Raw genomic sequence first — 25,288 nt, 5'->3', positions numbered from 1 at the left:
TTACTCCGCAGGCGCGGCCGTCATCTCCGCATGCGGCATGTAGTTCTCGCTGCTGCGCCGGCTGAGAGCGTACAGCCCGGCTGCCATCACGGCGTAGGCGAAAGCGACGGACGGCGTGACGCCGAACCCACCGCCGATGCCCACGGCCTCGCCGTGCATGAAGCCGAAGTAGGTCAGGACCGCACCAACCAGGGCGAAGGCCGAGGCCTTCTCGAAATCGCGCTCGATGATGAAGACGCCGATCGCCCCCAGGATCAGGCCGCCGAGAATGGAGCCGCCACCCATCACGTCCAACCCGTGATAGAATACGCCCTGCTGCGGAAGTGCTGCGATCGCGGCAGCCTTGACCGCGTCGGCCTTGTCGGCGGCCATTCCGCCGACGATCGCAGCCGCATTCATGGTCGAGCCCAGCATGGTGTCGATCTGGAGCTTGGCATCGCCTCCAGTACCGCGGCTGAGTTCGCGACCCAGCCGAAAATGCCGCCCTGGGCCTTGATCATCTTGAGGCCCATCTCATGAAACTCGGGGAAGTAGGATGCGCAGCCGTCCGAGATGACGACGCAGCGATAGCCGCGGTCATTGGCCTCGCGCACGGTGGTGTTGACGCACACTTCGGTGGTGACGCCGCACACCAGCAGATTTTCGATGCCGTATTTCTCCAGCACGTCGGTGAGCTCGGTGGCGTAGAATGCGCCCTTGCCGGGCTTGTCGATCACGATCTCGCTGTCGAGCGGATAGAGCTCCGGGATGATGTCGTGGCCGGCCTCACCGCGAATGAGAATGCGGCCCATCGGGCCGGGGTCACCGATGCGCAAGGATGGCGCGCCGCGCTCGAGTTTCGCCGGTGGCGCGTCGGAGAGATCGGGCAGATGGCCTTCGCGCGTGTGGATCACCAGCATGCCGGTGTCGCGCGCGGCCTTCAGCACCGCACCGATCGGCTTCACCGCGCGCGCGAGCTGGCTGACGTCGTTGCCGAGCGTCTCGCCGAAGCCGCCGGGCTCCATGAAATCGCGCTGCATGTCGATGATCACGAGCGCGGTAGCCGACCAGTCGAGCTCGATCGGCCCGGGTTCGGCGCTGATGACGCCCAGTGTCGGCTTGCTTGAGTTCAACATGACGCCCGCCCCTCGCGAGAACTCTGTGTGCCAGGAGTTCTGCAAGCGCCGTGCCATTGTGTACAATGACGATCGGGAAGACGAAGCGCGCAAATTCGTTGCGCTATCAGCGCGTTATCGAGAGTGCTCGCGGCTGCTTATTCGCTGTGCGACGGCTTTGCGACGGGCATTTGCCTAGAGGATGAGCGACAACGAAGCTCGTTTTCAGCGGGCAGTCTCTCCGTACCGCCGCCGATATTCTTCCTCATACGGCGCGTAGGAATCCTTCAGCGTCGCCATGTTCAGCAGCATGGTCGCGACCGCCGAATTCGTCTTGTCGAACACGCGCGTCTTGACCCACGCACTCTCGGTGCGGCGGCTGCCGGAGAGCGCGACCACCTCGCGCTCGACTTCGTACTCCTCGACGAAGAGCGGGCCCTTCACCAGCCTGATCTCCTGATCGGCGAACAGGCCGACGGCTGGTCCCTTCGCCGGCAACGGATCGTTCTTCGAGCGGTACTGGAACAGCACGCTCACCATCTCCATCGGGATGATCGCCATGCCCCAAGGATTCGAAGAAGCATTGTCGGCACCTGAGTAATACGGCGAGTTCTCGGTGATGACGGCGATCTTTTGCTGCAGCGAGAACGGATAGAGGTCGCCCATGGTGTTCTCCACTGGAAGCCATGACTAGCAGGAGCGCCACGGATGCGGCCAGCGATATTGACTTCGCTGGCCTATGCCTTTGACTGTCACAATTCGCGTCGCGCAGCCGTAATCCCTCCCGCAGCGCAAACCCCAAGTCGAATAAAGTCGAACGAGAGACAAGGACTTCTGAAATGACGCTGATGCAGGTCGAGCTGGACGACAAATACCGGCTCGAATCGAAGCGGATATTCCTGTCCGGCACGCAGGCGCTGGTCCGGTTGCCCATGTTGCAGCGCGAACGCGACCGGCTCCAGGGCCTCAACACCGGCGGCTTCATCTCGGGCTATCGCGGTTCCCCGCTCGGCATGTACGACCACGCGCTGTGGCGTGCCAAGTCGCACCTCCAGCAGCACGACATCGCCTTCGTCCCCGGCCTCAACGAGGACCTCGCGGCGACCGCCGTCTGGGGCAGCCAGCAGGTCGGCCTGTTTCCCGGCGCCAAGGTCGATGGCGTGTTCGGCATCTGGTACGGCAAGGGCCCCGGCGTCGACCGCTCGGTCGATGCGCTCAAGCACGCCAATGCGGCCGGCACCTCGCTCAATGGCGGCGTGCTTGCGCTTGCCGGCGACGACCATGGCTGCCAGTCCTCGACGCTGGCACATCAGAGCGAGCAGGTGTTCGCGGCGGCGCTGATCCCCGTGATCAATCCGGCGACGCTGCAGGATTATCTCGATCTCGGCCTCTATGGTTTTGCGCTGTCGCGCTTCTCCGGCTGCTGGGTCGGCTTCAAGGCGATCAGCGAGACCGTGGAGAGCTCGGCCTCGATCTATAGCGATCCCGAACGCATCCAGATCAAGCTCCCCGACGATTTCGAGATGCCGCCCGGCGGCCTCAACATCCGCTGGCCCGATCCGCCGCTGGACGCGGAGAGGCGCCTGTTCGGCCCCAAGATGGCGGCGGTGCAGGCTTTCGCCCGCGCCAACCAGCTCGACCGCATCGTGCTCGACTCCAAGCCAGCACGTCTCGGCATCGTCGCGACCGGCAAGGCCTATCTCGATCTGCGGCAGGCCCTCGCCGATTTGGGCATTACCGACAAGGACGCGCAGGACCTCGGCCTGCGCATCTACAAGGTCGCGATGACCTGGCCGCTGGAGGAAAGCGGCGCCAAGCGTTTTGCCGAAGGGCTTCAAGACGTCCTGGTGATCGAGGAGAAACGCGGCTTCATCGAAGACCAGCTGATGCGCATCCTCTACAATATCGATGCGTCCCGGCGCCCGACCGTCACGGGCAAGCGCGACGAGCGGGGCGCACCGCTACTGCCGAGCGAGGGCGAACTGACGCCGACGATGGTCGCGGCCGCGCTGGTGGCGCGGTTGCGCAAGCTCGGACATCACAGCCCGGTGCTGGAGCAGCGGCTCGCGCGGCTCGAGGCCTTCGACAACCCCGTCACCACCAGCACGCAGATCAAGCTCGCGCGCACGCCGTTCTTCTGCTCGGGCTGCCCGCACAACACCTCGACGCGCGTGCCCGAAGGAAGCCGCGCCATGGCCGGCATCGGCTGTCACGGCATGGCTCTGAGCATGCCGACGCGCCGCACCGATCTGATCTCGCACATGGGCGCCGAAGGCGTGAACTGGATTGGACAAGCGCCCTTCACCACCGAGCAGCACATCTTCCAGAACCTCGGCGACGGCACCTATACCCATTCCGGGCTTCTCGCCCTTCGCGCGGCATCGGCCGCTGGCATCAGCATCACCTACAAGATCCTCTACAATGACGCCGTCGCGATGACCGGCGGCCAGCCGGCCGAGGGCGGCTTCAACGTCGCGCAGATCGCGCACCAGGTCTGGGCCGAAGGCGTCAAGCGGCTCGCGATCGTCTCGGACGATCCCACCAAATACCCTGAAGGCAGCTACTTCCCGCAGGGCGCGACCATTCATCACCGCCGCGAGCTCGATGCCGTTCAGCGCGAGCTGCGCGACATCAAGGGCCTCACGGTCATCATCTATGACCAGACCTGCGCGGCGGAAAAGCGCCGCCGCCGCAAGCGTGGACTCTATCCCGATCCCGCCAAGCGCGCCTTCATCAACGAGCTGGTCTGCGAAGGCTGTGGCGACTGCTCGCAGGCTTCCAACTGCGTCTCGGTGCAGCCGCTCGAGACCGAATTCGGCCGCAAGCGCCAGATCGATCAGTCGAACTGCAACAAGGACTTTTCCTGCGTCGAAGGTTTTTGCCCGAGTTTTGTTACCGTGCATGGCGGCAGCCTGAAGCGCGTGAAGACCTCGGCAGTCGACTCCGGCCAGTTGTTCGCCGACCTTCCGTTGCCGCCTGCCCGCGAGCTGGAGGCGCCCTACAACATCCTCGTCACCGGCATCGGCGGCACCGGCGTCATCACCATCGGCGCGCTGCTCGGCATGGCCGCCCATGTCGACGGCCGCGGCTGCTCGGCGCTGGATTTCACCGGCCTGTCGCAGAAGAACGGCGCGGTGATGAGCCATGTACGCATCGCCGCGAAGCCGGAAGACATCTCCGCGGTCCGGATCACCACGGGCGGCGCGGACGTCATCCTCGGCTGCGACATGATCGTCTCGGCCGGTCCCTCCGCGCTCAGCCGTGCCGAGCGCGGCGTGACCAAGGCCTATGTCAACGCCGACCTGCAGCCCACCGCGAGCTTCGTGCAAAACCCCGATCTCGATTTCGAGATGGGCACGATGCAGACCGTGCTGCGCGACGCCGTCGGCGACAAGAACCTCGACATCATCGATGCCACCGGCATTGCCTCGGCGCTGATGGGCGATTCGATTGCGACAAATCCCTTCATGCTCGGCTTCGCCTTCCAGAAGGGCGCCATCCCGCTGTCGCTGGAAGCGCTGCTCCGCGCCATCGAGATCAACGGCGCCGCCATCGAGATGAACAAGCTTGCCTTCACCTGGGGACGCCTCGCCGCCCACGACATGTCGCGGGTGCGCAGCGTGCTCCAGTTCAGGAGCCGGGCGTCCGCGCCGGCGAAGTCGCTCGACGACATCATCGCGACCCGCGCGGAGTTTCTGAGTGGCTACCAGGACAAGGCCTACGCCGACCGCTACCTCGCGGCCGTCGCCAAGGTGCGCAAGGCGGAAGCAGCTGCCTCGCCCGCGTCCGTGGAGCTGACCGAGGCTGTCGCCAAGAATCTATTCAAGCTCATGTCCTACAAGGACGAGTACGAGGTCGCACGCCTCTATACCGACGGCAGCTTCTCCAAGAAGGTCTCGGAGAAATTCGACGGCGACTTCAAGCTGAAGTTCTATCTGGCCCCGCCGATCTTCGCACAGCGCGACAAGACCACCGGACATCTCCAGAAGAAGGAATTCGGCGGCTGGATGATCCACGCCTTCCGCGTTCTGGCCAAGCTGAAATTCCTGCGCGGCGGCGCGTTCGATCCGTTCGGCCGCACCGAGGAGCGCCGGACCGAGCGGAAGCTGGTCGCGGATTATCTCGGCATGATCGATCAGCGGATCGCCGGGCTGAAGGCGGAGCAGATCCCGCTGCTGGCAAAGCTTGCGCGACTGCCGGAGACGATCCGCGGCTTCGGCCACGTCAAGGAGGCCAACATCAAGCTTGCCGCGGCCGAGAAGGCGCGGCTGGAAGCGGAGCTGGAGAACAGCCGCTTTGCGGTGGCTGCGGAGTAGCGGTTAGGCCCGAACTCTCTCCTGGTCATTGCGAGGAGCCCTTGCGACGAAGCAATCCAGAGTCTTTCCCCGGAGACAGTCTGGATTGCTTCGCGGAGCCCGTCATCGGGCCGCGCTTCGCGCGGACCCGCGGGCTCGCAATGACGGAGATAGCGGACGCGATCAGGCAGATGCCTTCGCGGCGCAAAGGGACCACGAAGGATCGGCGCGACGCAGGAGTTGGGCTTGCGAGCAGCGTCCCCAAGATGCCGCTGGTAGTTGGTGCTGCCGCGGCCGAACTCGGGGTCGCGGCCGCGGCGGCTTGGGTCAGCCCGCCCTCGACCACGCTTCGGACCGTCGCCTCTCGACCTTTGGGCGTCAAAGGCGCATTCTTGTGGACGTTCATCTGGTCTCTCCTTGGAACACTGAAGCTTCGCAACCTCAGCTTCCTCGGTTCAGGCCAGATGGACAACCTCCTGAAAGACCGCACGCTAGCGGGCCGGCTTGCGCTCGACCGGGTCGATGTCGATCGCCCGCAGCCGGCCGAGCCGCAGCACGTCCATGGCCAGCCGCCGGCCGATCCGGTCGCGGTCGAGCACGCGGATCAGGTCGTCGACGCCATTGATCCCGACGCCGTCGAGGCTGATCACGACATCGCCGGACAACAGGCCCGCCTTCGCCGCCGGCCCGTCCGGCTCGATCTGCGCCAGCAACGCGCCCATCTTGTTCTCGACGCCGGCCAGCACCGCGTGCCGCCGCGGGATCGGCGCGGTCTGCCCGGCGACGCCGATATAGGCGCGGCGGACATAGCCGTGGCGGATGATCTCCGACAGCACGAATTGCGCGGTGTTGCTGGCGACCGCGAAGCAGATGCCTTGCGCGCCATTTATGATGGCGGTGTTGATGCCGATCACCTCGGCATTCGACGACACCAGCGGCCCGCCGGAATTGCCGGGATTGAGCGCGGCATCGGTCTGGATCACGTCCTCGATGGTGCGGCCGCTGACCGAGCGGATCGAGCGCCCCAGCGCGGAGACCACGCCGGCGGTGACGGTCGACTCGAATCCGAGCGGATTGCCGATCGCGATCACGAGCTGGCCGCGCTTCAGGTTCTGGGAGTTGCCGAGCGCGGCATAGGGCAAGTCACGCACGCCGTTGGCGCGCAGCAGCGCGAGGTCGGTATCGGGATCGACACCGAGCACGCGGGCCTCGCCGACATTACCCTCGACGTCCCGCAGCCGGATCTCCTTCGACGAGCCGACCACATGGCTATTGGTGAGCACCAGCCCGTCCGGCGAGATCACGATACCGGAGCCGAGCCCGCCGCGCTCGCGGCCGTTCGGCACTTTTGGCCCGGTCTCGACGCGCACCACCGCAGGGCCGACGCGGTCGGTCACGTCGATCACGGCATTGGAATAGGCGTCCAGCAGGGCCCGGTCATTGTCCGGGACAGCCGCTGTCGCTCGCGATGACGATCCGTCATCGACGATGTCTGAGGTAAAATCCAACATGGCAAGAGTCCTTGAGGGTCACACAGATGGTGGCCTGTTCCCTCCAGCGCAAGTGGCGCTTAGGGCTCCCGCCGCAGCGCGCCCGCCCTTGCCTTGACCGGGTCGAGCAGGGACCAGTCGCCATCCGGGAGCACGTAGCCCTTGGGGAACGGCGCGCGCAGCTCCAGCCCGAGCGAGCGCAGCACGCGATCGTCGCGGTAGTAGCATTGCAGCACCACGCGGACGAGCGTCACTGCAGCCGCACCGCCGGAACTGCGAAACTCCTGCGCCACCGCATCGCGCCTGGCAGCATCGAGCTCGGCGAACGGTTGGCCCGCGAGCCGCGCCAGATGGTCGAGCGCCGCCGTCACCAATTTGGCGTCACGCCCCAGCGTCGCCAGCATGTCGGCCTGGATCGCAGGGTCGTCGGCGCCGGGCACCTTGTATTCGTCGCTCGCGGGAACGATCATCGCAGCGACGGTGCGGAGGTCGTCGCGCTGGGCGCGTGTCAGTTGGTTGTCTGCGGACATGATGGCCTCAGTCGAACAAATTGGCGAGACGCTGCTTCATCTGGTCGGCGACGTACAGCGCGATGGCCTGGATGGTCGAAGTCGGGTTGACGCCGCCCGAGGTGACGAAGACGCTGCCATCGACGATGAAGAGGTTCTTCACGTCGTGCGAGCGGCCCCATTCGTTGACGACGGAGCGTTCGGGGTCGGTGCCCATGCGTGCCGTGCCCAGCAGGTGCCAGCCGCCCCACGGGATCGGCGAGTTGACGCAGATGTCGCTCGCCCCCGCCGTTTCGAGAATCTCCCGGCCGCGCGCCAGCGCATGCTCCATCATCTTCCGGCTGTTCTCGCTGATCGTGTAGTCGATCTTCGGCGCGGGAATGCCGTGGCTGTCCTTCAAGACCGGATCGAGCGTGACCTGGTTATGCTCCTCCGGCAGGTCCTCGCAAATCGCGGAAAATCCGAGGCGGTGGCCGTTGAGCTTGCGGAAGATGCGGTGATGATCGGCGCCCCACGGCAGAATGCCCTTCTGCTCGCTGACGACAGCCTCGAACACCGGCCCCGCGCCGCGCACGAACTGGACGCCGTAGCCGCGTACGAACCCGCGCGAGAGGTCCGTGTCATACCACTCCTTGCTCCACAGGCAGGTCGGCGGCGCGCGGTTGCTATCGGTCGGCTCCTTCACGTAGCCGTAGATCTGCGCATAGGGATGGAACATCAGGTTCTTGCCGACCAAGCCGGACGAATTGGCAAGCCCGTTCGGAAAGCGGTTCGATGCCGAGTTCAGCAGCAGCCGCGGCGTGCCGACGCCGTTACAGGCGATGATGACGACATGCGCCGGCTGGAACTGCTCGACGCCATCCTTGTCGTAGTAGACCACGCCCGTGGCCATGCCGTTCTCGTCGGTGGTGATCTCGCGCACCCGGCAATGGGTGCGCAGCTCGACACCGGCGCGGACCGCGTGCGGCCAATAGGTGATGTCGGTCGAGGATTTTGCGCCTTGCGCGCAGGCCGGCGTGCAATGGCCGAGATTGATGCAGCGCGCGCGGCCCTCATAATCCATGGTCGCAACCGTCGTGTCCGACGGCCACCAGTGCCAGCCGCGCTCGTTCATGGCCTTGCCGATGATCGCGCCGGACAAGCCGAGCGGCTGTTGCGGCATCGGCGGATGCGTCAGCGGCGAGAGCGGATCGCCCGACAGGCCTGACGTCCCCATCATCCGGTCATTCTCTTCGAAGAACGGGGTCAGCGCGTCGTAGTCGATCGGCCAGTCGTCGGCGACGCCGTCGAGCGTCTTGACCTTGAAATCGGAGGGATGCAGCCGCGGCCAATGCGCGGTGTACATCACCGTCGAACCGCCGACCGCATTGTAATTGACGACCTTGATCGGCGAATTGTCGTCGTTGATCGGATAGTCCTCGGGCCGGCCGCGGATGTTGGGGCTCGACGACCACTCGCCGTAGAACTTGGCCTCCCAGTCCCGGCCCGTACTGGGATATTCCGCCGGGTTCATCCAGCCACCCTGCTCCAGGCAGAGAATGTGCATTTTGGTCTCGGCCAGCGACCACGCCACCGCCGCGCCTGAAGCGCCGGCACCGATGATCAGGACGTCCACGGGGTCTTTCATCGCAACCTTTTCCCTCCCTCGCCGCTTCACGGGCGATTCGGCCTCCGCGGTCCGCGAGGCCGGGCAACGATAGGATCAGAGCTACGGCTGAGTAAAGCCGCGGGGCCGGAATGTCGCACTTCGCAGGGCGCAGACCATTGGTATCGCCACATCCGGATGCTAGGAACAAGGCGAAAGACCAATCGATAGCGAGACCGTATGTCCTTCGAGAATTCATTTTCCGCCGCTCGCGCTTTCGCGCTGGTTTTCTTTCTCGCTTTGTCCGGATTTCTGGGCACCTCCGGCCCCGCCTCTGCACTGACCGCCGCCGCGACGGTCCGCGACGGCAACGCCATCCAGCTCGGCAACGTCACCTACCGCCTCGACGGCGTCGACGCGCCCGAGCTGGATCAGGTCTGCATCGACGATCACGCCGATCCCTGGACCTGCGGCATCGAGGCCCGCGACCAGCTGGCCAAGCTGATTGGCAAGCGATCCGTGCGTTGCGACGACGTCGGCCCCGAAAAGAGCTTTGGCAAGCGGCACCGCGCGATCTGCACGGCCGAGGGCGACAAGACCAGCTTGAACGAGCAGTTGGTCAAGCTCGGCTATGCCATCGCGCGCGAGCCGATCAAGACGAACGTCAAGTCGGCCGCAGCCGACGCCAAATCGGCCTCGGCCGGCATCTGGAAGGGCTGCTTTGTTGCACCGCAAGAATTCCGCGCCGGCAAGAAGGACGGCGCGCTCCTGGGTGCCGCCTGCCGCGCCGACCGCGACAAGGAGATTCGCACGGCGTTGTTTCCCGAGGATCTGAACATGCCGCCGAGCTGTAGCATCAAAGGCAAGCTCGCCGTGCGCGCGCGCGTCACCGGCAATATCGGCATCTACCATCTACGGGGTTGCCCGAGTTACCCCGCGACCACCAAGCCGGATCGCTGGTTCTGCTCGGAAGACGACGCCCAGGCCGCGGGCTTCCGCAAGGCCTATAATTGCCGCCGGCCGAAATGAGGAAGCCGGTCACGCAGCCGTGAGCGGTAGCCGGAGACAGTATTCATCCGGAATTGAACTCTATCGGGAGTTGCTGCATTTAAATGTTTACGCAAGCGCTTTGCGCGAGCGTTTCCTTGGCGGCAATCCGGTTCCGGCCCGATTGCTTTGCTCGGGCGTTTCCTCCCTAGACTTGGGCCGCTTGTCACAACAAGCGGCTCTTCTTTTTTGCACAATGCGCTAACGGCGCATCGGCATGATCTGATCCATCGGCGGCATGTTCGCATTCAGATGCGCCATGATCCAGACGGTGCCACCGACCACCAGGAAGACCACCAGCAATCCGAAGGCCAGCGCCAGTACGTTGTTGGTGTTGTCGGGGCCAGTGGTGATGTGCAGGAAGAACACGAGGTGCACGCCCATCTGCGCGATCGCCAGCACGATCAGCGCAACGGGAATGGAAGGCTGCCAGACCAGATCGGTGCCGGCGATGAAGAACGACGTCGCCGTCAGCAGCAGCGCAAGCACAAGGCCGACCACGTAACCAAGGATGCGTGCGCCGACACTGTGTTGCTCTTCCTCGCCCGGCGCGAGGTCGCGTTCGGTCCGCACATGCGCCTGATCGCTCATACGCCACTCCCAAGCAAGTAGACCACGGAGAACACCCCGACCCAGACGATGTCGAGCGCATGCCAGAACAGCGCAAAGCACATCATCCGGCGCAGGACGTCTGCGCGAAAGCCCTTGGCGAAGACCTGGGCCATCATGGTCAGCAGCCACAGTACGCCGGCCGAGACGTGCAGACCGTGGCATCCCACCAACGAGAAGAACGCTGTGAGGAAGGCGCTTCGCGACGGCCCATAACCGCGGGAGACGAGATCGGCGAATTCGCGGAACTCAATGGCGAGGAACACCACTCCGAGCCCGCAAGTCACGGCCATGCCGAGGTAGAACCAGAACCGGTTGCGCACATCGGCCGCGATACTGGCCATGCCGCACGTAAAACTCGACAGCAGCAGGCAGACAGTCTCGATCGCCACATTCCGCTGGTCGAATATCTCCGAACCTTTCGGGCCGCCGGCGGTCTGGCCGACCAGCACCGCATAGGCCGCAAAGAAGCAGGAGAACATCACGATGTCGGAGAGCAGGAAGACCCAGAAGCCATAGGCGGTCACGATGCGCTTCGGCGCCGGCCCGGGATGCTCGATGACGAGCCCGATGTGATGGGGATCGGCGTGCGCACGGCCGGCCGTCGCGGTCATTGACATCAGACTGTCCCCGCCATGCTGACAAGGCTGCGCCGCTCCTCGAGATTGACGCGGTCTATCGCGGCGACTTCGTCGGCCGGAATGACGTATTCGTCATGGTCGCGCCAGGCGAACACGACGAAGGTCGCGAACGCCCCGATGCCGCCCAAAATCACCATCCACCAGATGTGCCAGATCAGTGCAAAGCCCATGATGGTGGCAAAGAACGCGCAGACGAAGCCGGTCGGGGAATTCCGGGGCATCTCGATGTCATGATACTCGGGCACTTCATGCTCGAGCGATTGCTGCTGGGCGCGGCTCTTAATGTCCCAGTAGGCATCCTCGCCGCGCACATCGGGATTGAAAGCGAAGTTGAAAACCGGTGGCGGCGACGAGGTCGCCCATTCCAGCGAGCGGCCGTCCCAGGGATCGCCGGTGCGATCGCGCAAGGCATCGCGGTTGCGGATGCTGACCACGATCTGCACGATCTGGCAGATCACCCCGATCGTCAGCACGGCCATGCCCGCGGCCGCCACGAACATCCACGGCCGCCATGCCGCGACATCATAGTGCTGCATCCGCCGCGTCATGCCGAGCATGCCGGCGACATAGAGCGGCACGAAGGTGACGTAGAAGCCGAGGAACGTGAACCAGAACGCCAGCTTGCCCCAGCGGTCGTCAAGGCGGAAGCCGAACGCCTTTGGAAACCAGTATTCGAAGCCGGCGAAGGCACCGAACAGCACGCCGCCGATGATGACGTTGTGGAAGTGCGCAACCAGGAACATGCTGTTGTGCAGCATGAAATCGGCCGGCGGCACCGCGACCAGCACGCCGGTCAGTCCGCCGATGATGAAGGTGACCATGAAGCCTATCGACCACAGCATTGGCGTCTCGAAGCGGATGCGGCCGCCATACATCGTGAACAGCCAATTGTAGATCTTCACCCCGGTCGGTATCGCGATGATCATGCTGGCGATGCCGAAGATGGCGTTGACGTCGGGGCCGGCGCCCATCGTGAAAAAGTGATGCAGCCAGACCATGAAGGAGATGACGCAGATCGCCATGGTCGCCAGCACCATCGAGCGATAGCCGAACAGCGCTTTGCCCGAAAAAGTCGAGACCACCTCGGAGAAGATGCCGAACGCCGGGAGCACCAGGATGTAGACCTCCGGATGACCCCAGGCCCAGATCAGGTTCATGAACATCATGACGTTGCCGCCGGCTTCGTTGGTGAAGAAGTGGAAGCCGAGATAGCGGTCGAGCAGCAGCATCGCCAGCGTCGCGGTGAGGATCGGGAAGGCCGCGACGATGAGGAGATTCGAGGCCAGCGTGGTCCAGCAGAACATCGGCATGCGCAGATAGTTCATGCCCTTGGTGCGCAGCTTCAGCACCGTCGTGACGAGGTTGATGCCCGCCACCAGCGTACCGACGCCGGAGATCTGCAGCGACCAGGCGTAGTAATCGACGCCGACGCCGGGCGAGTAGGACAATTCCGACAGCGGCGGAAACGCGAGCCAGCCGGTGCGGGCGAATTCGCCGATCACGAGCGAGAGATTGACCAGCAGCGCACCGGTCGCGGTCAGCCAGAAGCCGACCGAATTGAGCGTCGGGAAAGCGACGTCGCGCACGCCAAGCTGCAGCGGCACGATCAGGTTCATCAGCCCGATCACGAACGGCATCGCCACGAAGAAGATCATGATGGTGCCGTGCGCGGAGAATATCTGGTTGTAATGCTCCGGCGGCAGATAACCCTGCGACTGATAGGCGACCGCCTGCTGGATCCGCATCATGATGGCGTCGCTGCCGCCACGCAGCAGCATCACCGAGGCCAGCAGGATGTACATGACGCCGATGCGCTTGTGATCGACGCTGGTGATCCACTCGTGCCAGAGATATGGCAGATGCCCCTTCACCACGACCCAGATCAGCACCGCGAGAATCCCGAACAGCACGACTGCGCCCGCAATCAGCGGAATGGGTTGGTCGAACGGGATCGCCGACCAGTCGAGCTTACCGAGCATCATGGCCTCCACTGTGCGGACGGCCGGCATCGGAGATCAGCTCTGGCCCCGGTCCTGGCGGAATGTGCTGGCTCGCGATCAGGTCGAACAGCCTGGGATCGTCGAGCCGGTAGGTCGGCCTGCCCTTTTCGATGCCCTGCTGCATCAGCTTCTTGTAACTCTCTTCGTTGAGCACGGCATCGCTCTTCGCCGTCGCCGCCACCCAGTCCGGAAAGGCGAGCGGCGAGATCACGTTGACGTCGAACATCATGTCCGGAAAACCGTCGCCGGAGAAATGCGCCGACAGGCCCTGCAGCTTGCCTTCGCTGTCGGCGCGCAGGTTCAGCTTCGTCACCATGCCGTTCATGGTGTAGATCATGCTGCCGAGTTGCGGGATGAAGAACGTGTTCATCACGCTCGACGACGTCAGCTGAAAGTTCAGCTCGGCGCCGGCCGGCACCGTCAGCGTGTTGACGGTGGCGATGCGCTGGTCGGGATAAATGAATAGCCATTTCCAGTCGAGCGAGACGGCCTGAATGCGGACCGGGCTGCCGGTGCCGGGCACGGGTGCTGCGGGATCGAGCTGGTGCGAGCCGATCCAGGCGACGCCGCCGAGCAGGATCACGGTGAGCGCGGGGATCGCCCACACCACCATCTCGACGCGCCCGGAATAGACGAAGTCCGGCTGAAAGTGCGCCCTCGGATTGGAGGCGCGAAACCAGAACGCAAAGCCGAGGATCGCGATGATGGTCGGCACCACGATCGCGAGCATGATGAAGACGGAATCGACCAGGATCGTGCTGTTGGCCGCAGCCACAGGCCCTTGTGGATCGAGCAGATTCATCGGCAAGCCACTGGCGGTTGGGAAGCCCCGGGACAGAGCCTAGCGCGGGAAAGGCTCCGGCAGCAAACGCAGTCGGGGGAAAACGGTTCCTCAGCCGCAAGGACCAGCCCTGCGCAATGCGCCGGCCGCGACATGCAATTCCATGCGATGTCAATGACATGAATGCAGGAGGAGCGCCCTTCTCTCCGGCGGGGACGATTGCTAATCTGCACGAAAATAATTGGGAAGAACGACATGCGGGGCCCCGAGGACGATGCCGGTTTCGGCGGCAAGGTAGCGATGGTCAGCGGAGGCGGCGCTGCGGGCGACGGTATCGGCAATGGCCGTGCTGCCGCAATCCTGCTGGCACGCGCGGGCGCCAAGGTGCTGGTGGCGGACCGCAACCTCAAGCTCGCCGAGCGCACCGTGGAGATGATCTCAGCCGAGGGCGGCACTGCCGCAGCCCATGGCGGCGATGTCACCAGCGAGGGCGATTGCAAGGCACTGGTCGAAGCGGCGCTCGATCGCTGGGGCCGGCTCGATTTTCTCGACAACAATGTCGGCATCGGCAGCCGGGGCAGCGTGGTCGACGAGACGCCCGAGCAATATCGCCGCATCATGCAGGTCAATGTCGAGAGCATGTTCCTGCTCTCGAAGCATGCGATCCCCGCCATGATCAAGACCGCCAAAGGCGGCGCGATCGTCAACATCTCCTCGATCTCGGCGCTGCGGCCGCGCGGGCTCACGACCTACACGACATCAAAGGCCGCGATCATCGGGCTGACCCGCGCGATGGCGGTCGATCACGGCCGCGACAACATCCGCGTCAACTGCATTTGCCCGGGACCGATGTACACGCCGATGGTCTATGCCCGCGGCATGAGCGAGCAGGCGCGCGCGCAGCGCGCCATGGCCTCACTGCTGAAGACCGAAGGCACCGGCTGGGACGTCGGCCATGCCGTCAAGTTCCTGCTCAGCAATTTCGCGCGCTACATCACCGGCCAGGTGCTGGTGGTCGACGGCGGCGTGACGCTCCAAGCCCCCGAACGTGAATCACAAGAGCACTGAAAGGAACACCAGGGATGGCCCGCCTGCCCTATCTCGAAGCTGACCAGGTCGCGCCTGAATATCGCGACATGCTCAAGCGCAACACCAATCTGCACAAGCTGTTGGTCAGCTCGCCGGAGATGGCGCGCGCCTTCAACGGCATCGGCGGCTACATCCGCTTCAAGAGCAAGCTCGACCCGCGCCTGCGGGAGCTTGCGATCCTCCAGGTCGGCTGGATGGAGAAGTCGGAATACGAATTCACCCATCACGTGAAGATCGGTAAGGAATTCGGCGTCACCGACGAGGACATCACCGGCCTGATGGCCGAGACCAACGGAAAGCCCTCGAAGCTCGAGCCGCTCGCCAAGGCGATCCTGAAGGGCGCCCGCGAGATGGTACGCGAGCTCGCGATGTCGGATGCGACCTTTGCCGAGATCAAGCAGCATCTCTCGGACGAACACATGGTCGACCTCGTGCTGACCATCGCTTTCTATTGCGGCGTCGTGCGCGTGCTCGCCACCATGAAGATCGACAACGAGCCTTATTACAAAGAGGTACTCCAGCAGTACCCGATTCCCGGAGTGAACTGACATGCGCTTGAAGGACAAGATTGCGATCGTGGTCGGGGCGGGGCAAAGCCCCGGCGAGGGAATGGGCAACGGCCGCGCCACCGCGCTCATCTTCGCACGTGAGGGTGCGAAAGTGCTTTGCGTCGATCATCATCTGGAATCGGCGCAGGAAACCGCCGCCATGATCGCCGCGAAGCAAGGCATCGCTGCAGCCTTCAAGGCTGACGTGACGAAATCCGCCGACATCAAGGCGATGGTCGCGGACGCGCATTCGCGCTGGGGCCGCATCGACGTGCTGCACAACAATGTCGGTGTCAGCCTGTCCGGCGGCGATGCCGAGTTGCTGCAAATCACCGAGGAGGCATTCGACCGCGTTGTCGCCATCAATCTGAAGAGCTGCATTCTGGCAGCGAAGGAAGTCATCCCGATCATGCGCGCGCAGAACAGCGGCGTGATCATCAACATCTCCTCGATGGCGGCGATCACGACCTATCCGTACGTCGCCTACAAGGCGACGAAGTCGGCAATGATCGCCTTCACCGAACAGCTCGCCTACCAGAACGCCGAATACGGCATCCGCGCCAACGTCATCCTGCCCGGCCTGATGAACACGCCGATGGCCGTCGACACCCGCGCCCGCGAATGGCACAAGACCCGCGCCGAAGTCGAAGCCGAGCGCGACAGCAAGGTGCCGCTCCGCCGGAAGATGGGCACGGGATGGGACGTCGCCAATGCCGCGCTGTTCTTGGCATCAGACGAGGCGAACTTCATTACGGGCGTGACGCTGCCGGTGGATGGCGGCGCGAGTGTGCGCAGGGGGTAGACATCCCAAGCACGCTGCTGTCCCTTCTTCCCTTGTGGGGGAGGGTACACCTTCATCGCGGCGTGCTTGTCACCCGCCAGATCGTGCCATTGCCGTCCTCCGACACCAGCAGCGATCCATCCTTCGCCACGGCGACACCGACGGGCCGCCCCCACACGTCGGTGTCATTCACCACGAACCCCGTGACGAAATCCTCGTACTCGCCCGTCGGCTTGCCGTCCTTCATCCGGATGCGGATCACCTTGTAGCCGGTGCGCTTCGACCGGTTCCAGGAGCCGTGCTCGGCGGCGAAGGCATCGCCTTGGTACTCGGATGGAAACTGCGTGCCCTGATAGAAGGTCATGCCGAGCGACGCCGAGTGCGGCTGCACCAGCACATCAGGCAGGGTAACCTTGTCCTTGAGGTCCGGCCGCGCGCCGGCGTGGCGTGGGTCTCCATTGCCGCCGACATAGAACCACGGCCAGCCATAGAAGGCGCCTTCCTTCACGCTGGTGACGTAGTCAGGAACGAGGTCGTCGCCGAGCCCGTCGCGCTCGTTGGTCGAGCACCAGGGCAGCCCGGTCTGCGGCTGGACCGCCAGGCCGACGCAGTTGCGGATGCCGGTGGCGTAGATCTTCCGCTCCTTACCATCGGGATTGAAGGCGAGCACGGTGGCGCGGTCGGTCTCGCTCGCCCACGCGGCGCCGAGCGGCTGCGTTTTCGACCACGCTTCCAATCCGCGCGGCGGCGTACCCATGCCTTCGGCGACGTTGCTGAGAGAGCCGACCGAGACCAGCATGCGCTTGTTGTCAGGCGTGAAGACGATGTCGCGGGTGGAATGGCCGCCGTCATGCGGCAGGCTCGCCACGATCGTCTCCGCCTTGCCGCGCGCCTTGAGGTCACCGGCTTGATAGGGAATGCGAACGACGCTGTCAGTGTTGGCGACATAGACCCATTGCGGATTGTCGCCGCCCGGGAAAAAGGCGATGCCGAACGGCTGCCGCAGTCCGCTCGCGAACACCTCGTTGGTCGCGACCTTGCCGCCCTCACCGGCGCGCAACACGCGGATGTTGCCGGCGCGCGTCTCCGCGACGAAGACGTCGCCGTTCGGCGCAACCCTGATGATGCGCGGGGCGCGCAGGCCCCCGGCGAACAGCTCGACCTTGAATCCGGCCGGCACCTGAAGCGCAGCCTCCGGCGGCCGGGGCACCACGCGCGAGAAGCTCGCAACCGACGGCGTGGCCCGGGGCTTTGCAAGGTCCTGCGGCCGGATCAACCTGACCGTGCCGGGCTTGTCGGCCTGCCAATCGCCGTAGGCGTCCCTGCCCTGCAGCACCGCCTCGGCCTGTGCGGAGGTCGCGATCGCGACCAGCCACCCCGCGGATACCGCCACCAACGAAATCCTGTTCTTCACGTCGTTTCCTCCCGGCCTTCACGTGTGGGGCGTCAACGCCGATCGACCCGCAAACGTTCTGCGACAGGTCAAACGCCTGCCGAATTCCACGTCAACTCATGCCCGCACGATGTGCATCAGCCGCAACCCATCGTACTGGAAAATGCCGCCGAACGGTGCGACACATTGTATGGGCGGGGCCGCCGGTTGCGGTCATCAAAGCTGCGGCATTGGTGTCGTATCTGTTGGGGTGATCATGTGGGGATCCATCATATCGGAATGGGCGAGCCTGCTGCTCCGCGGGCTGCACGTGGTCGCGGCGATCGCGTGGATCGGCAGTTCCTTCTATTTCATCGCCCTCGACCTCAGCCTCAAGCCCAACAGCGATCTGCCGGACGGTGTGCAGGGCGAGGCCTGGCAGGTCCATGGCGGCGGCTTCTACCGGATCATGAAATATCTGGTTGCACCCGCCCGGATGCCAGGCGAGCTGACCTGGTTCAAATGGGAGGCCTACACCACCTGGCTGTCCGGCTTCGCGCTGATGGTGGTGGTGTATTATCTCGAAGCCGATCTGTTCCTGGTCGACAAGTCGATCCTCGACCTCACGCCATTCCAGGCCGGGCTGTTCAGCTTTTGCAGCCTCGCGCTGGCATGGCTGCTGTATGAAGCCGCCTGCCGCACCGGGCTTGCGCAGCGCGAGCTCCCGTTCGCCATCGGCGGCTATCTGTTCCTGGTCGCGTTGACCTATGCCTTCACCCACGTGCTGAGCGGCCGCGGCGCCTTCAACCAGATCGGCGCGATCATCGGCACCATCATGGTCGCCAACGTCTTCGCGCTGATCATCCCGAACCAGAAGAAGATCGTCGCCAGCCTGATCGCGGGACAAGCACCCGATCCAAAGCTGGGCAAGACCAGCAAGGAGCGCTCGGTCCACAACAATTATCTGACGCTGCCTGTCGTCGTGCTGATGATCAGCAACCACTATCCCCTGCTCTACGCCACGCGCTTCAACTGGATCATCGTCGCGATCATCCTGGCGCTCGGCGCGGTGATCCGCCACTTCTTCAACGAGGGTCATGCCGGACGCAAATCGCCATGGTGGGTCTGGGGCGTCGCAGCGGTCGGCGTGATCGCGATCCTCTTCCTCTCCGCGGCCGGGCCGCGCGAGGCCAGGACAAGCGCGCTGCCGGTGCAACCGATCCTCGCCAATGTCGAGGAGATCGTGATGTCCCGCTGCAGCATGTGCCACGCAACCGAGCCTGTCTGGGACGGCATCGTGACCGCGCCGAAAGGCATATTGCTCGATGCGCCCGAACATATCCATCGCAACATCCGCCTGATCGGCCGCGTCGCGGCCTGGTCCAATGCGATGCCGCCGGGTAACATCACCGAAATGACCAGCGAGGAGCGCGCCATCCTCGCCGCCTATATCGAGCAGGCTCGCTGACGCCATCGCGCGTCGAGAGAGCATTTCGCGGAATGAAATTCCGCCTTTGCCGCCGATTTGAAAATGACTTGACCGCCTATCCGGCGTAGACAGGCACCAGTGGCCGCCGCCGCGGCCTGAAGTCAGTTTGCATTCGGGGAAAGAACAGTGGCCCTCAAGAACGTCATCGGTATCGACCACGCCGTGGTCATGGTTCAGGACCTCGACAAGGCCGCCGAGAATTACAAGCAGCTCGGCTTCACCCTCTCGCCGCGCGGCACCCACAGCGCGCATATGGGAACCGGCAATTACACCATCATGTTCGACCCGGACTATATGGAGCTGCTCGGCGTGCTCGCCGCGACCGAGCACAACGCGCCCGCGCGCGCCTTCCTCGACAAGCGGGGTGAGGGCATCGAGCGCATCGCCTTCACCGCGGTCGATTCCGCCGCCGGCGCGGAGGAGATCCGCGCACGCGGCCTGGAGCCGATCGGCCCGACCGATTTCGAACGGCCCGTGACGCTGCCTGATGGCACGGTCTCGGCGGCGAAATTCCGCACCTTCATGTGGCCGACCGCGGAGGCGCCCGGCGGCGTGCGTATCTTCGCTTGCCAGCACAAGACCCGGGACACGGTGTGGATTCCCGAATTGATGAAGCACGCCAATGCGGCGAAGCGGATCAAGCAGACGCTGATCGCGACGCCCGAGCCCGCGAAGGAAGCCGCGCATTTGGGGCGGCTGATCGACCGCGCGCCGAAGACCGGGGACGACGGCGCAGTGACCGTGCCATCCGGCGGCGACCGTGCCGATTTCGTCTATCTGACGCTGGACCAGCTCGGCAAGCGCTATCCCGGTGTGCCGCTCGCGGGACTTTCCGGACGCGGCGGCGCGGCCCTGGTGCTTGTGAGCGGCGATCTCGCGGCCACCGAGAAGGCGCTCGGTTCGGCAGCTGTGCGCAGCGGACCTGCGATCTGCGTACCGCCGGCCAAGGCCAACGGCACCCTGCTCGCCTTCGTTGCCGGCTGATTTGAACGGCACGCTCGCCGACTGCGTTCGCGAGCTCATGGGCAAGCCCATCAAGGGGCATCTCGCTCTACGACATCATGACGAGACCGCAAAGAGCGTTCGACCCGACGGCGCTGTCGCCCGGCGATGCCGCCGAGATCGCGCTGCGTCAGGACTTTCCCAAGAACTAGTTTCAAGGATCAGTTCGAGGCGCGCCTGCCGCCGGACTTCCCCCGCTGCTTGGACGCCGACTCCGTCGGCGCATCCAGGAAGACCACCGGTGTGCCACGCTTGACGTGGTCACCGAGCGCGCGCACGTCCCAATTGGTCAGCCTGACGCAGCCGTGCGACGCCGACTTGCTGACCTTGTCGGGCTCCGCTGTGCCGTGGATGCCGTAACCCTGCGCCGACAAGCCGATCCAATATGCCCCCACCGGATTGTTCGGGCCCGGTTGGACATCGAACGGCTGTTTCGATTTGACGCTGCTGAACTTGTAGTCAGGATTGTAGTGATAGGTCGGCTTCTCGTCGGTGCTGGTGACCTTGAGCGTACCCTGCGGCGTCGGACGGTCCGGACTGCCGATTGTCGCGGGATAGAATGCGAGCAGGCGGCCGGCCCCGTCGAACGCCCTTAGCGTGCTGTTGCTCTTGTCGATCTCGATCCGCGCAACGGGTGGCAGCTCTCTTCGTGCAGGGACATTTGCGACAGTGATCGTCTCGCCGGCCTTGTCGAACGACTTGCCGGAATTGAGCGTCCGAAGCAGGTCGCCGCTCATGTGGAATTTTTCGGCGAGCCCCTCGAGCGGGCTGGTGTAGCTCAGCGCCTTCAGCGCCTTCATGTCCTCGAGCTTGCCTGGCAGCTCTTTCAGGAACGGCCCCTTCACATCGGCGTCGGTGATCTTGTAGTCGACAATCATCGGACCTTCGCTCGCCGCGCTCAGCCTGTCCCAAAGCTCCGGCGCGATCGTCTTGTCGGATGCGATACCGCTCTGCTCGGAAAATGCCTTCAACGCCTTCTGGGCGTTCTCGCCGAACTTGCCGTCGATTTCGCCGGGCGAGAACTGCGCACGGTCCAGCAAGATTTGAAGCTTCACAACGGACGCGTTGATCTTGTCGGTAGCCGGCTGTTTCGCAGGACGCGCAGCATCGTTCACCGCCGCTGCATCGAGATGCCCTGCAAGCGCCGGACAGATCACCGACAGCGAAATCGCCGCGCCAATAATCCACCGCATCATGTCGCCCGTCCCAATATGTCCGCAAAACGGCGGAGAGTTTCCCGGCGGGAACACCGTAGTAGCACCGGCGGAACCGACGAGACCGCAGCTTTGCCGCAATCACACGGTTAAGAACTCCTTATCGTCTAAGAACTCCTTATCGTCGGCGCGCCGCCGGCCGTTCACCCACAGCTCGAGGTTGTCCACGCAATGCGATTTGTCGTCGCGGCCTGCGCCGCGTTTATGATTCTGATGTGCGACCTCGATCCGGCGTCCCGCCAGACATCAGCTTTCGAACGCGCTGTTCTTGAAAACACGCAAGCCTCGTCACTTGTTCCGGTGGTTGAACTGTTCCTCGCAAGCGTGCAGGCCCTCGAGTTCGCCAATGCACGTGCGGCCCATGAGGAGACACCCGAGCCGCTTGCGAACGAGCCTGTCACGCAGGCGCCGGTTTCGCGGACGGAACGATTCTGCCACGCGCTTCGTGGAGCAGCCGAGGCCAGCGGCATTCCGGTGCCATTCTTCGCCCGCCTGATCTGGCAGGAGAGCCGCTTCAGGTCCAACGAGGTCAGCCAGGCCGGCGCACAGGGCGTCGCTCAATTCATGCCGGAAACAGCGGCGGAGGTCGGGTTAGATGATCCCTTCGATCCGATGAAGGCGCTGCCGGCATCCGCAAAATTCCTGCGCAAGCTGCGCGACGATTTCGGCAATCTCGGCCTGGCCGCGGCCGCCTACAACGCGGGTCCCGGCCGGATCCAGAAATGGCTCGCCAAGGAGAGCGAGCTGCCGCGCGAGACGCGAGACTATGTCCGCATCATCACGGGCACCAAGGCCGAGGACTGGACCGAACGCACGGAGGCCCTTGCGATCCGGATCGACCTGCCACGAGAAGCCCCCTGCGAGGGCATCGGCAGCCTGTCCAAGACGAAAGACGTCGCCTGGGTTCCGGTCAACCTGACGCCCTCGGCCGCCACTATCATTCGCAAGGCCGAGGAACTGGCCGCCCGGTTGAATACCAGCCGTGCACGCAAGCGGATCGCAACCCTGCTCCGGAAGAACGCCTCGACTCACCTCAAGAGGCGCAGCATGATTGAAGCGCGCGCGGCCGGAAAGAGCGCGAAAACCCGAGCCATCCGTCTCGCCGCCCGCGAACGATCTGCCGGCTGATGCACAAATCCGCAAGCCGCTCGATGGAGCGGCTTCCGTTGGTTCGCCTGCAGGGAATCAGCCATGCCGTCGACCAGTGCCGGGATCCTCGCATATCGAAAGCGGCGGGAAGTCGAGGTTCTCCTTGTTCATCCCGGAGGGCCGTTCTGGCGCAACAAGGACATCGGTGCATGGTCAATCCCGAAGGGTGAGCATACGGACAGGGAAGATCCGGAAGCTGCAGCGCGGCGGGAGTTTACCGAAGAGCTCGGCTTCGCATTGTCCATGCCGCTGATCTCGCTTGGGCAGGTCAAGCAGCGCGGCGGCAAGGTCGTCACCGCGTTCGCTGCCGAATTCGACATCGACGTGCGCAGCATTCGCAGCAACATCTTCGAGATGGAATGGCCGCCACGTAGCGGCAAACGACAGACCTTCCCCGAGGTCGACCGTGCCGAATGGTTCACGCTCGAAGCAGCGCACAAGAAGATCAACGCGGGACAGCGGCCGCTGCTCGAGCGGTTAGCTCAGATGGCCGGCATCGGATAGGGATCGGCCACTCCGGCATTTCGCGCAAACTGCGCACCCGACGGTCAGCACGTCAGGCAGCGATGGCAGCCGCTCGGCTGATGACACCGCGAGCGCGCGCAGCCTGCCGGCCTTCACCAACGGCAGGCGATCATGCCGTTGGCGCCGGCGCGGCGGCACGTCAGGGCAGCATCGAAACAAAAACCGCGAAAACAACCCCATGCACAGTAGCCGGTCCTTGTCAGAACAAGGACTTGCACGGACAAGAACTTGCACTGACAGGGATTGCGCAGCAGGCAAAGCCGTTTGACTCGTCGGGCAAAACACCGGCATGATGGCATCATCGCAACAATCGCCAGCGTCACACCGCCCGACCACGGGGGGCCTAGCGGCGATTGCGCGTAAGCCCTTCATCAACATCTCCAAAATCGCCCAGGCGCGCAGCAAGCGAGCGATTGATTTCGCGCGCCATGAGCCCGCGCCGGCAAAGGACACAGCACATGACGACATCTGCGAAACGCCACAGCACGCTGCCGGTTGCGGCAAACGATCTCAGCGGCCTTGCCGCCAACCCGCGGATCAAACTCTACAAGCGGCGGATTGTGATCCACCATACCGACCCGCAAGCCGGCGAACGCCTGCTCGCCGAGGCGCTCGGCGCCGCCGACCGCGACGCGCTACATGGTCTGCTGAGGCAATTGGTGAAGGCCAGCGCGATCGGACGAGAGCCCGATGAAGCCAATCTCGCCTTCATGATCTCGATGGTGAAGAGCATCGCACCGAAGGATTCGATCGAAGCCATGCTCGCAGTGCAGATGGTGTCCGTTCACACGGCGGCGATGCGCTCAGCCTGCCGCCTCGCCTGCAGCGGCGACGTCCAGCAGCAGGAAAGCATCACACGCGCATTGACCCGGCTGACCCGCACCTTCGCAAGCCAGATCGAGGCACTCAGCCGCCACCGCAACAACGGCGAGCGCGCGATCACGGTCCGGAATTTGTCGGTGCAGGACGGCGGCAGAGCGATCGTGGGCAACGTTACCCAACACGCGAGCATGATCGTCGCGGAGCCGGGCGCTGCGACAGATGCAGGACCGGTCCCGCCGCGCGAGGCCGAATCCGGACAATGCGCCAGCGCATGAGCTGCAATCACATCCGCAACACGAGCGCGATGACGACGAGCCCGCGCTGTGGCGCCGAGACGCGCAGCGGCACCACCTGCCGCGCACCGGCAGTGCAAGGCAAGGCCCGCTGCCGCATGCACGGCGGCGCACGGAGGTCAGGCGCGCCGAGGGGAAATCAGAACGCGCGGACGCACGGCGCATTCACGCAGGATGGGATTGCGGAACGACGGGCGATTCGGGCGTTGCTGGGCGAGACAGAGAAGCTGCTGGTCGAGATGAAGTCAGTGCCTGACTGAGGGATCAGCCGGCTGAGGCCAAAACTCGGGCATCCATGGTCCATTAATGGACCATATAGGCCCAAATGATCCATTTATGGATCATTGCGTTGACGCGAAGACAGCACGGACGATCACGCCCGGAACCACGCGGCGTTCTGGAATGGAAAAGAACTCTCGCTGACGCCCGCTTACGACATCTGCCCGCAGGTCAGGACCGGCGGAGAGGCCAGCCAGGCGATGTTCATCACCGGCGAGCGACGCACGAGCCAGATCACCGTGTGCCTTCAGGCCGCACCGCTCTTCCTTCTCGGACTCGATGAGGCGACCAAGCTCATCGCGGGACAGATCAAGGCGATCAAGAGGTTCTGGAAAGAAATATGCGACACGGCAGCGCTCTCGGAAGTCGACCGCAATTTCCTGTGGCGGCGGCAATTCCTCAACCCGTTCGCGTTCGCCGATGCTCCGGAGGCGCTGGTTGAACTCCTTGAATGAAGGCCGGCAGGCGTCGCCGCCGTTGTGACTCCCTGCCACTGGCCTCACTAAGCGTATCGCAGCACGTCCTTGGCCGGCGCACGAATTGCGGTGACCGCGGCACGAAATCGACCGTCCAACGCTGGACTGCACCCCTGGAATGAGACACGGTAATTGCGGTGACAGCGCGGTTGCCATGATGCGTTATCGTGCCTTGTTTTGCGCGAAGGCGGTTTCGAA

The 25,288-nt window shown here is 64.2% G+C and carries 21 protein-coding genes and 3 pseudogenes; 12 read left to right on the top strand and 12 right to left on the bottom strand.

The window, feature by feature from the left end:
* From IVB27_RS02845 to IVB27_RS02835, 3 genes and pseudogenes are all read right to left on the bottom strand, one after another.
* Window positions 1-435 (bottom strand): annotated as a pseudogene (locus IVB27_RS02845) (regulator); the annotation flags it as partial.
* Window positions 396-1,115, bottom strand: a complete 720-nt coding sequence (locus tag IVB27_RS02840) for a cysteine hydrolase family protein (protein WP_247441217.1) — start codon at window positions 1,113-1,115, stop codon at window positions 396-398. The pseudogene IVB27_RS02845 and the gene IVB27_RS02840, both read right to left, overlap by 40 nt.
* A 204-nt stretch (window positions 1,116-1,319) precedes the next feature.
* Window positions 1,320-1,769: pseudogene (locus IVB27_RS02835) on the bottom strand (hypothetical protein); the annotation flags it as partial.
* 164 nt (window positions 1,770-1,933) lie between these two features.
* On the opposite strand from IVB27_RS02835, the gene IVB27_RS02830 reads away from it, so the two are divergent.
* A complete protein-coding gene (locus tag IVB27_RS02830; protein ID WP_247441215.1) occupies window positions 1,934-5,410 on the top strand; it encodes an indolepyruvate ferredoxin oxidoreductase family protein in 3,477 nt (1,158 codons plus the stop codon).
* A gap of 470 nt (window positions 5,411-5,880) precedes the next feature.
* Here IVB27_RS02830 and IVB27_RS02825 read toward each other — a convergent pair whose 3' ends face one another.
* The 3 genes from IVB27_RS02825 to IVB27_RS02815 are packed head-to-tail and all read right to left on the bottom strand — an operon-like array spanning window position 5,881 to window position 9,015.
* The gene (locus tag IVB27_RS02825; protein WP_247441213.1) at window positions 5,881-6,900 is read right to left on the bottom strand and encodes a S1C family serine protease; all 1,020 of its coding nucleotides are present in this window, start codon (window positions 6,898-6,900) and stop codon (window positions 5,881-5,883) included.
* 59 nt (window positions 6,901-6,959) lie between these two features.
* Complete coding sequence (locus IVB27_RS02820; RefSeq protein WP_247441212.1) at window positions 6,960-7,409, bottom strand: gluconate 2-dehydrogenase subunit 3 family protein; 450 nt, start codon at window positions 7,407-7,409, stop codon at window positions 6,960-6,962.
* A 7-nt stretch (window positions 7,410-7,416) separates the two neighbouring features.
* Window positions 7,417-9,015, bottom strand: coding sequence for a GMC family oxidoreductase (locus IVB27_RS02815; RefSeq protein ID WP_247441209.1), 1,599 nt, complete (start codon window positions 9,013-9,015; stop codon window positions 7,417-7,419).
* Between the two features lie 198 nt (window positions 9,016-9,213).
* Here IVB27_RS02815 and IVB27_RS02810 point away from each other — a divergent pair, with 198 nt between their 5' ends.
* The gene (locus tag IVB27_RS02810; protein ID WP_247441207.1) at window positions 9,214-10,002 is read left to right on the top strand and encodes a thermonuclease family protein; all 789 of its coding nucleotides are present in this window, start codon (window positions 9,214-9,216) and stop codon (window positions 10,000-10,002) included.
* A gap of 219 nt (window positions 10,003-10,221) precedes the next feature.
* Here IVB27_RS02810 and cyoD read toward each other — a convergent pair whose 3' ends face one another.
* Genes cyoD through IVB27_RS02790 form a run of 4 tightly spaced genes read right to left on the bottom strand, consistent with a single transcriptional unit; the run spans window position 10,222 to window position 14,072 of the window.
* Window positions 10,222-10,611, bottom strand: coding sequence for a cytochrome o ubiquinol oxidase subunit IV (cyoD, locus tag IVB27_RS02805; RefSeq protein ID WP_247348214.1), 390 nt, complete (start codon window positions 10,609-10,611; stop codon window positions 10,222-10,224).
* Window positions 10,608-11,249, bottom strand: a complete 642-nt coding sequence (locus IVB27_RS02800) for a cytochrome (ubi)quinol oxidase subunit III (RefSeq protein ID WP_247348212.1) — start codon at window positions 11,247-11,249, stop codon at window positions 10,608-10,610. Before IVB27_RS02800 ends, cyoD begins: the two co-directional genes overlap by 4 nt.
* Window positions 11,249-13,249, bottom strand: a complete 2,001-nt coding sequence (gene cyoB / locus IVB27_RS02795) for a cytochrome o ubiquinol oxidase subunit I (protein ID WP_247441205.1) — start codon at window positions 13,247-13,249, stop codon at window positions 11,249-11,251. The genes IVB27_RS02800 and cyoB overlap by 1 nt, the downstream gene beginning before the upstream one ends.
* Window positions 13,239-14,072 carry a cytochrome ubiquinol oxidase subunit II family protein gene (locus tag IVB27_RS02790; RefSeq protein WP_247441204.1) on the bottom strand — a complete coding sequence of 278 codons (834 nt, stop codon included), beginning with the start codon at window positions 14,070-14,072 and terminating at the stop codon, window positions 13,239-13,241. Before IVB27_RS02790 ends, cyoB begins: the two co-directional genes overlap by 11 nt.
* A gap of 234 nt (window positions 14,073-14,306) precedes the next feature.
* Here IVB27_RS02790 and IVB27_RS02785 point away from each other — a divergent pair, with 234 nt between their 5' ends.
* The 3 genes from IVB27_RS02785 to IVB27_RS02775 are packed head-to-tail and all read left to right on the top strand — an operon-like array spanning window position 14,307 to window position 16,490.
* Entirely contained in the window at window positions 14,307-15,119 is an 813-nt protein-coding gene (locus IVB27_RS02785) for an SDR family NAD(P)-dependent oxidoreductase (protein ID WP_247441202.1), read from the top strand.
* A gap of 14 nt (window positions 15,120-15,133) precedes the next feature.
* The gene (locus IVB27_RS02780; protein ID WP_247441200.1) at window positions 15,134-15,688 is read left to right on the top strand and encodes a carboxymuconolactone decarboxylase family protein; all 555 of its coding nucleotides are present in this window, start codon (window positions 15,134-15,136) and stop codon (window positions 15,686-15,688) included.
* A gap of 1 nt (window position 15,689) precedes the next feature.
* Complete coding sequence (locus tag IVB27_RS02775) at window positions 15,690-16,490, top strand: SDR family NAD(P)-dependent oxidoreductase (protein ID WP_247441198.1); 801 nt, start codon at window positions 15,690-15,692, stop codon at window positions 16,488-16,490.
* A gap of 52 nt (window positions 16,491-16,542) precedes the next feature.
* Here IVB27_RS02775 and IVB27_RS02770 read toward each other — a convergent pair whose 3' ends face one another.
* Entirely contained in the window at window positions 16,543-17,883 is a 1,341-nt protein-coding gene (locus IVB27_RS02770; RefSeq protein WP_247441196.1) for a PQQ-dependent sugar dehydrogenase, read from the bottom strand.
* A gap of 235 nt (window positions 17,884-18,118) precedes the next feature.
* Between IVB27_RS02770 and IVB27_RS02765 the strand changes: the two genes are divergently transcribed.
* Together IVB27_RS02765 and IVB27_RS02760 are read left to right on the top strand one after the other, a co-directional pair.
* The gene (locus IVB27_RS02765; RefSeq protein WP_247441195.1) at window positions 18,119-19,309 is read left to right on the top strand and encodes a urate hydroxylase PuuD; all 1,191 of its coding nucleotides are present in this window, start codon (window positions 18,119-18,121) and stop codon (window positions 19,307-19,309) included.
* Between the two features lie 147 nt (window positions 19,310-19,456).
* Window positions 19,457-20,314 carry a VOC family protein gene (locus tag IVB27_RS02760; protein WP_247348195.1) on the top strand — a complete coding sequence of 286 codons (858 nt, stop codon included), beginning with the start codon at window positions 19,457-19,459 and terminating at the stop codon, window positions 20,312-20,314.
* Window positions 20,315-20,493: 179 nt separating this feature from the next.
* Here IVB27_RS02760 and IVB27_RS02755 read toward each other — a convergent pair whose 3' ends face one another.
* A complete protein-coding gene (locus IVB27_RS02755) occupies window positions 20,494-21,528 on the bottom strand; it encodes a L,D-transpeptidase family protein (protein WP_247441192.1) in 1,035 nt (344 codons plus the stop codon).
* Window positions 21,529-21,717: 189 nt separating this feature from the next.
* Between IVB27_RS02755 and IVB27_RS02750 the strand changes: the two genes are divergently transcribed.
* From IVB27_RS02750 to IVB27_RS02730, 5 genes and pseudogenes are all read left to right on the top strand, one after another.
* Window positions 21,718-22,674: a lytic transglycosylase domain-containing protein gene (locus IVB27_RS02750; protein ID WP_247441191.1), complete on the top strand. Its 957-nt coding sequence runs from the start codon at window positions 21,718-21,720 to the stop codon at window positions 22,672-22,674.
* 63 nt (window positions 22,675-22,737) lie between these two features.
* Window positions 22,738-23,199, top strand: a complete 462-nt coding sequence (locus IVB27_RS02745) for an NUDIX hydrolase (protein ID WP_247441189.1) — start codon at window positions 22,738-22,740, stop codon at window positions 23,197-23,199.
* Between the two features lie 479 nt (window positions 23,200-23,678).
* The gene (locus tag IVB27_RS02740) at window positions 23,679-24,317 is read left to right on the top strand and encodes a hypothetical protein (protein ID WP_247441187.1); all 639 of its coding nucleotides are present in this window, start codon (window positions 23,679-23,681) and stop codon (window positions 24,315-24,317) included.
* Window positions 24,314-24,595, top strand: coding sequence for an HGGxSTG domain-containing protein (locus IVB27_RS02735; RefSeq protein ID WP_247441186.1), 282 nt, complete (start codon window positions 24,314-24,316; stop codon window positions 24,593-24,595). Before IVB27_RS02740 ends, IVB27_RS02735 begins: the two co-directional genes overlap by 4 nt.
* Before the next feature lie 117 nt (window positions 24,596-24,712).
* A pseudogene (locus IVB27_RS02730) lies at window positions 24,713-25,069 on the top strand (type II toxin-antitoxin system HipA family toxin); the annotation flags it as partial.
* Window positions 25,070-25,288 lie beyond the last annotated feature (219 nt).

The sequence above is a fragment of the Bradyrhizobium sp. 197 genome, assembly GCF_023073375.1.
Classification (GTDB): Bacteria; Pseudomonadota; Alphaproteobacteria; order Rhizobiales; family Xanthobacteraceae; genus Bradyrhizobium.
This window is presented reverse-complemented; position numbering and strand designations above follow the sequence as displayed.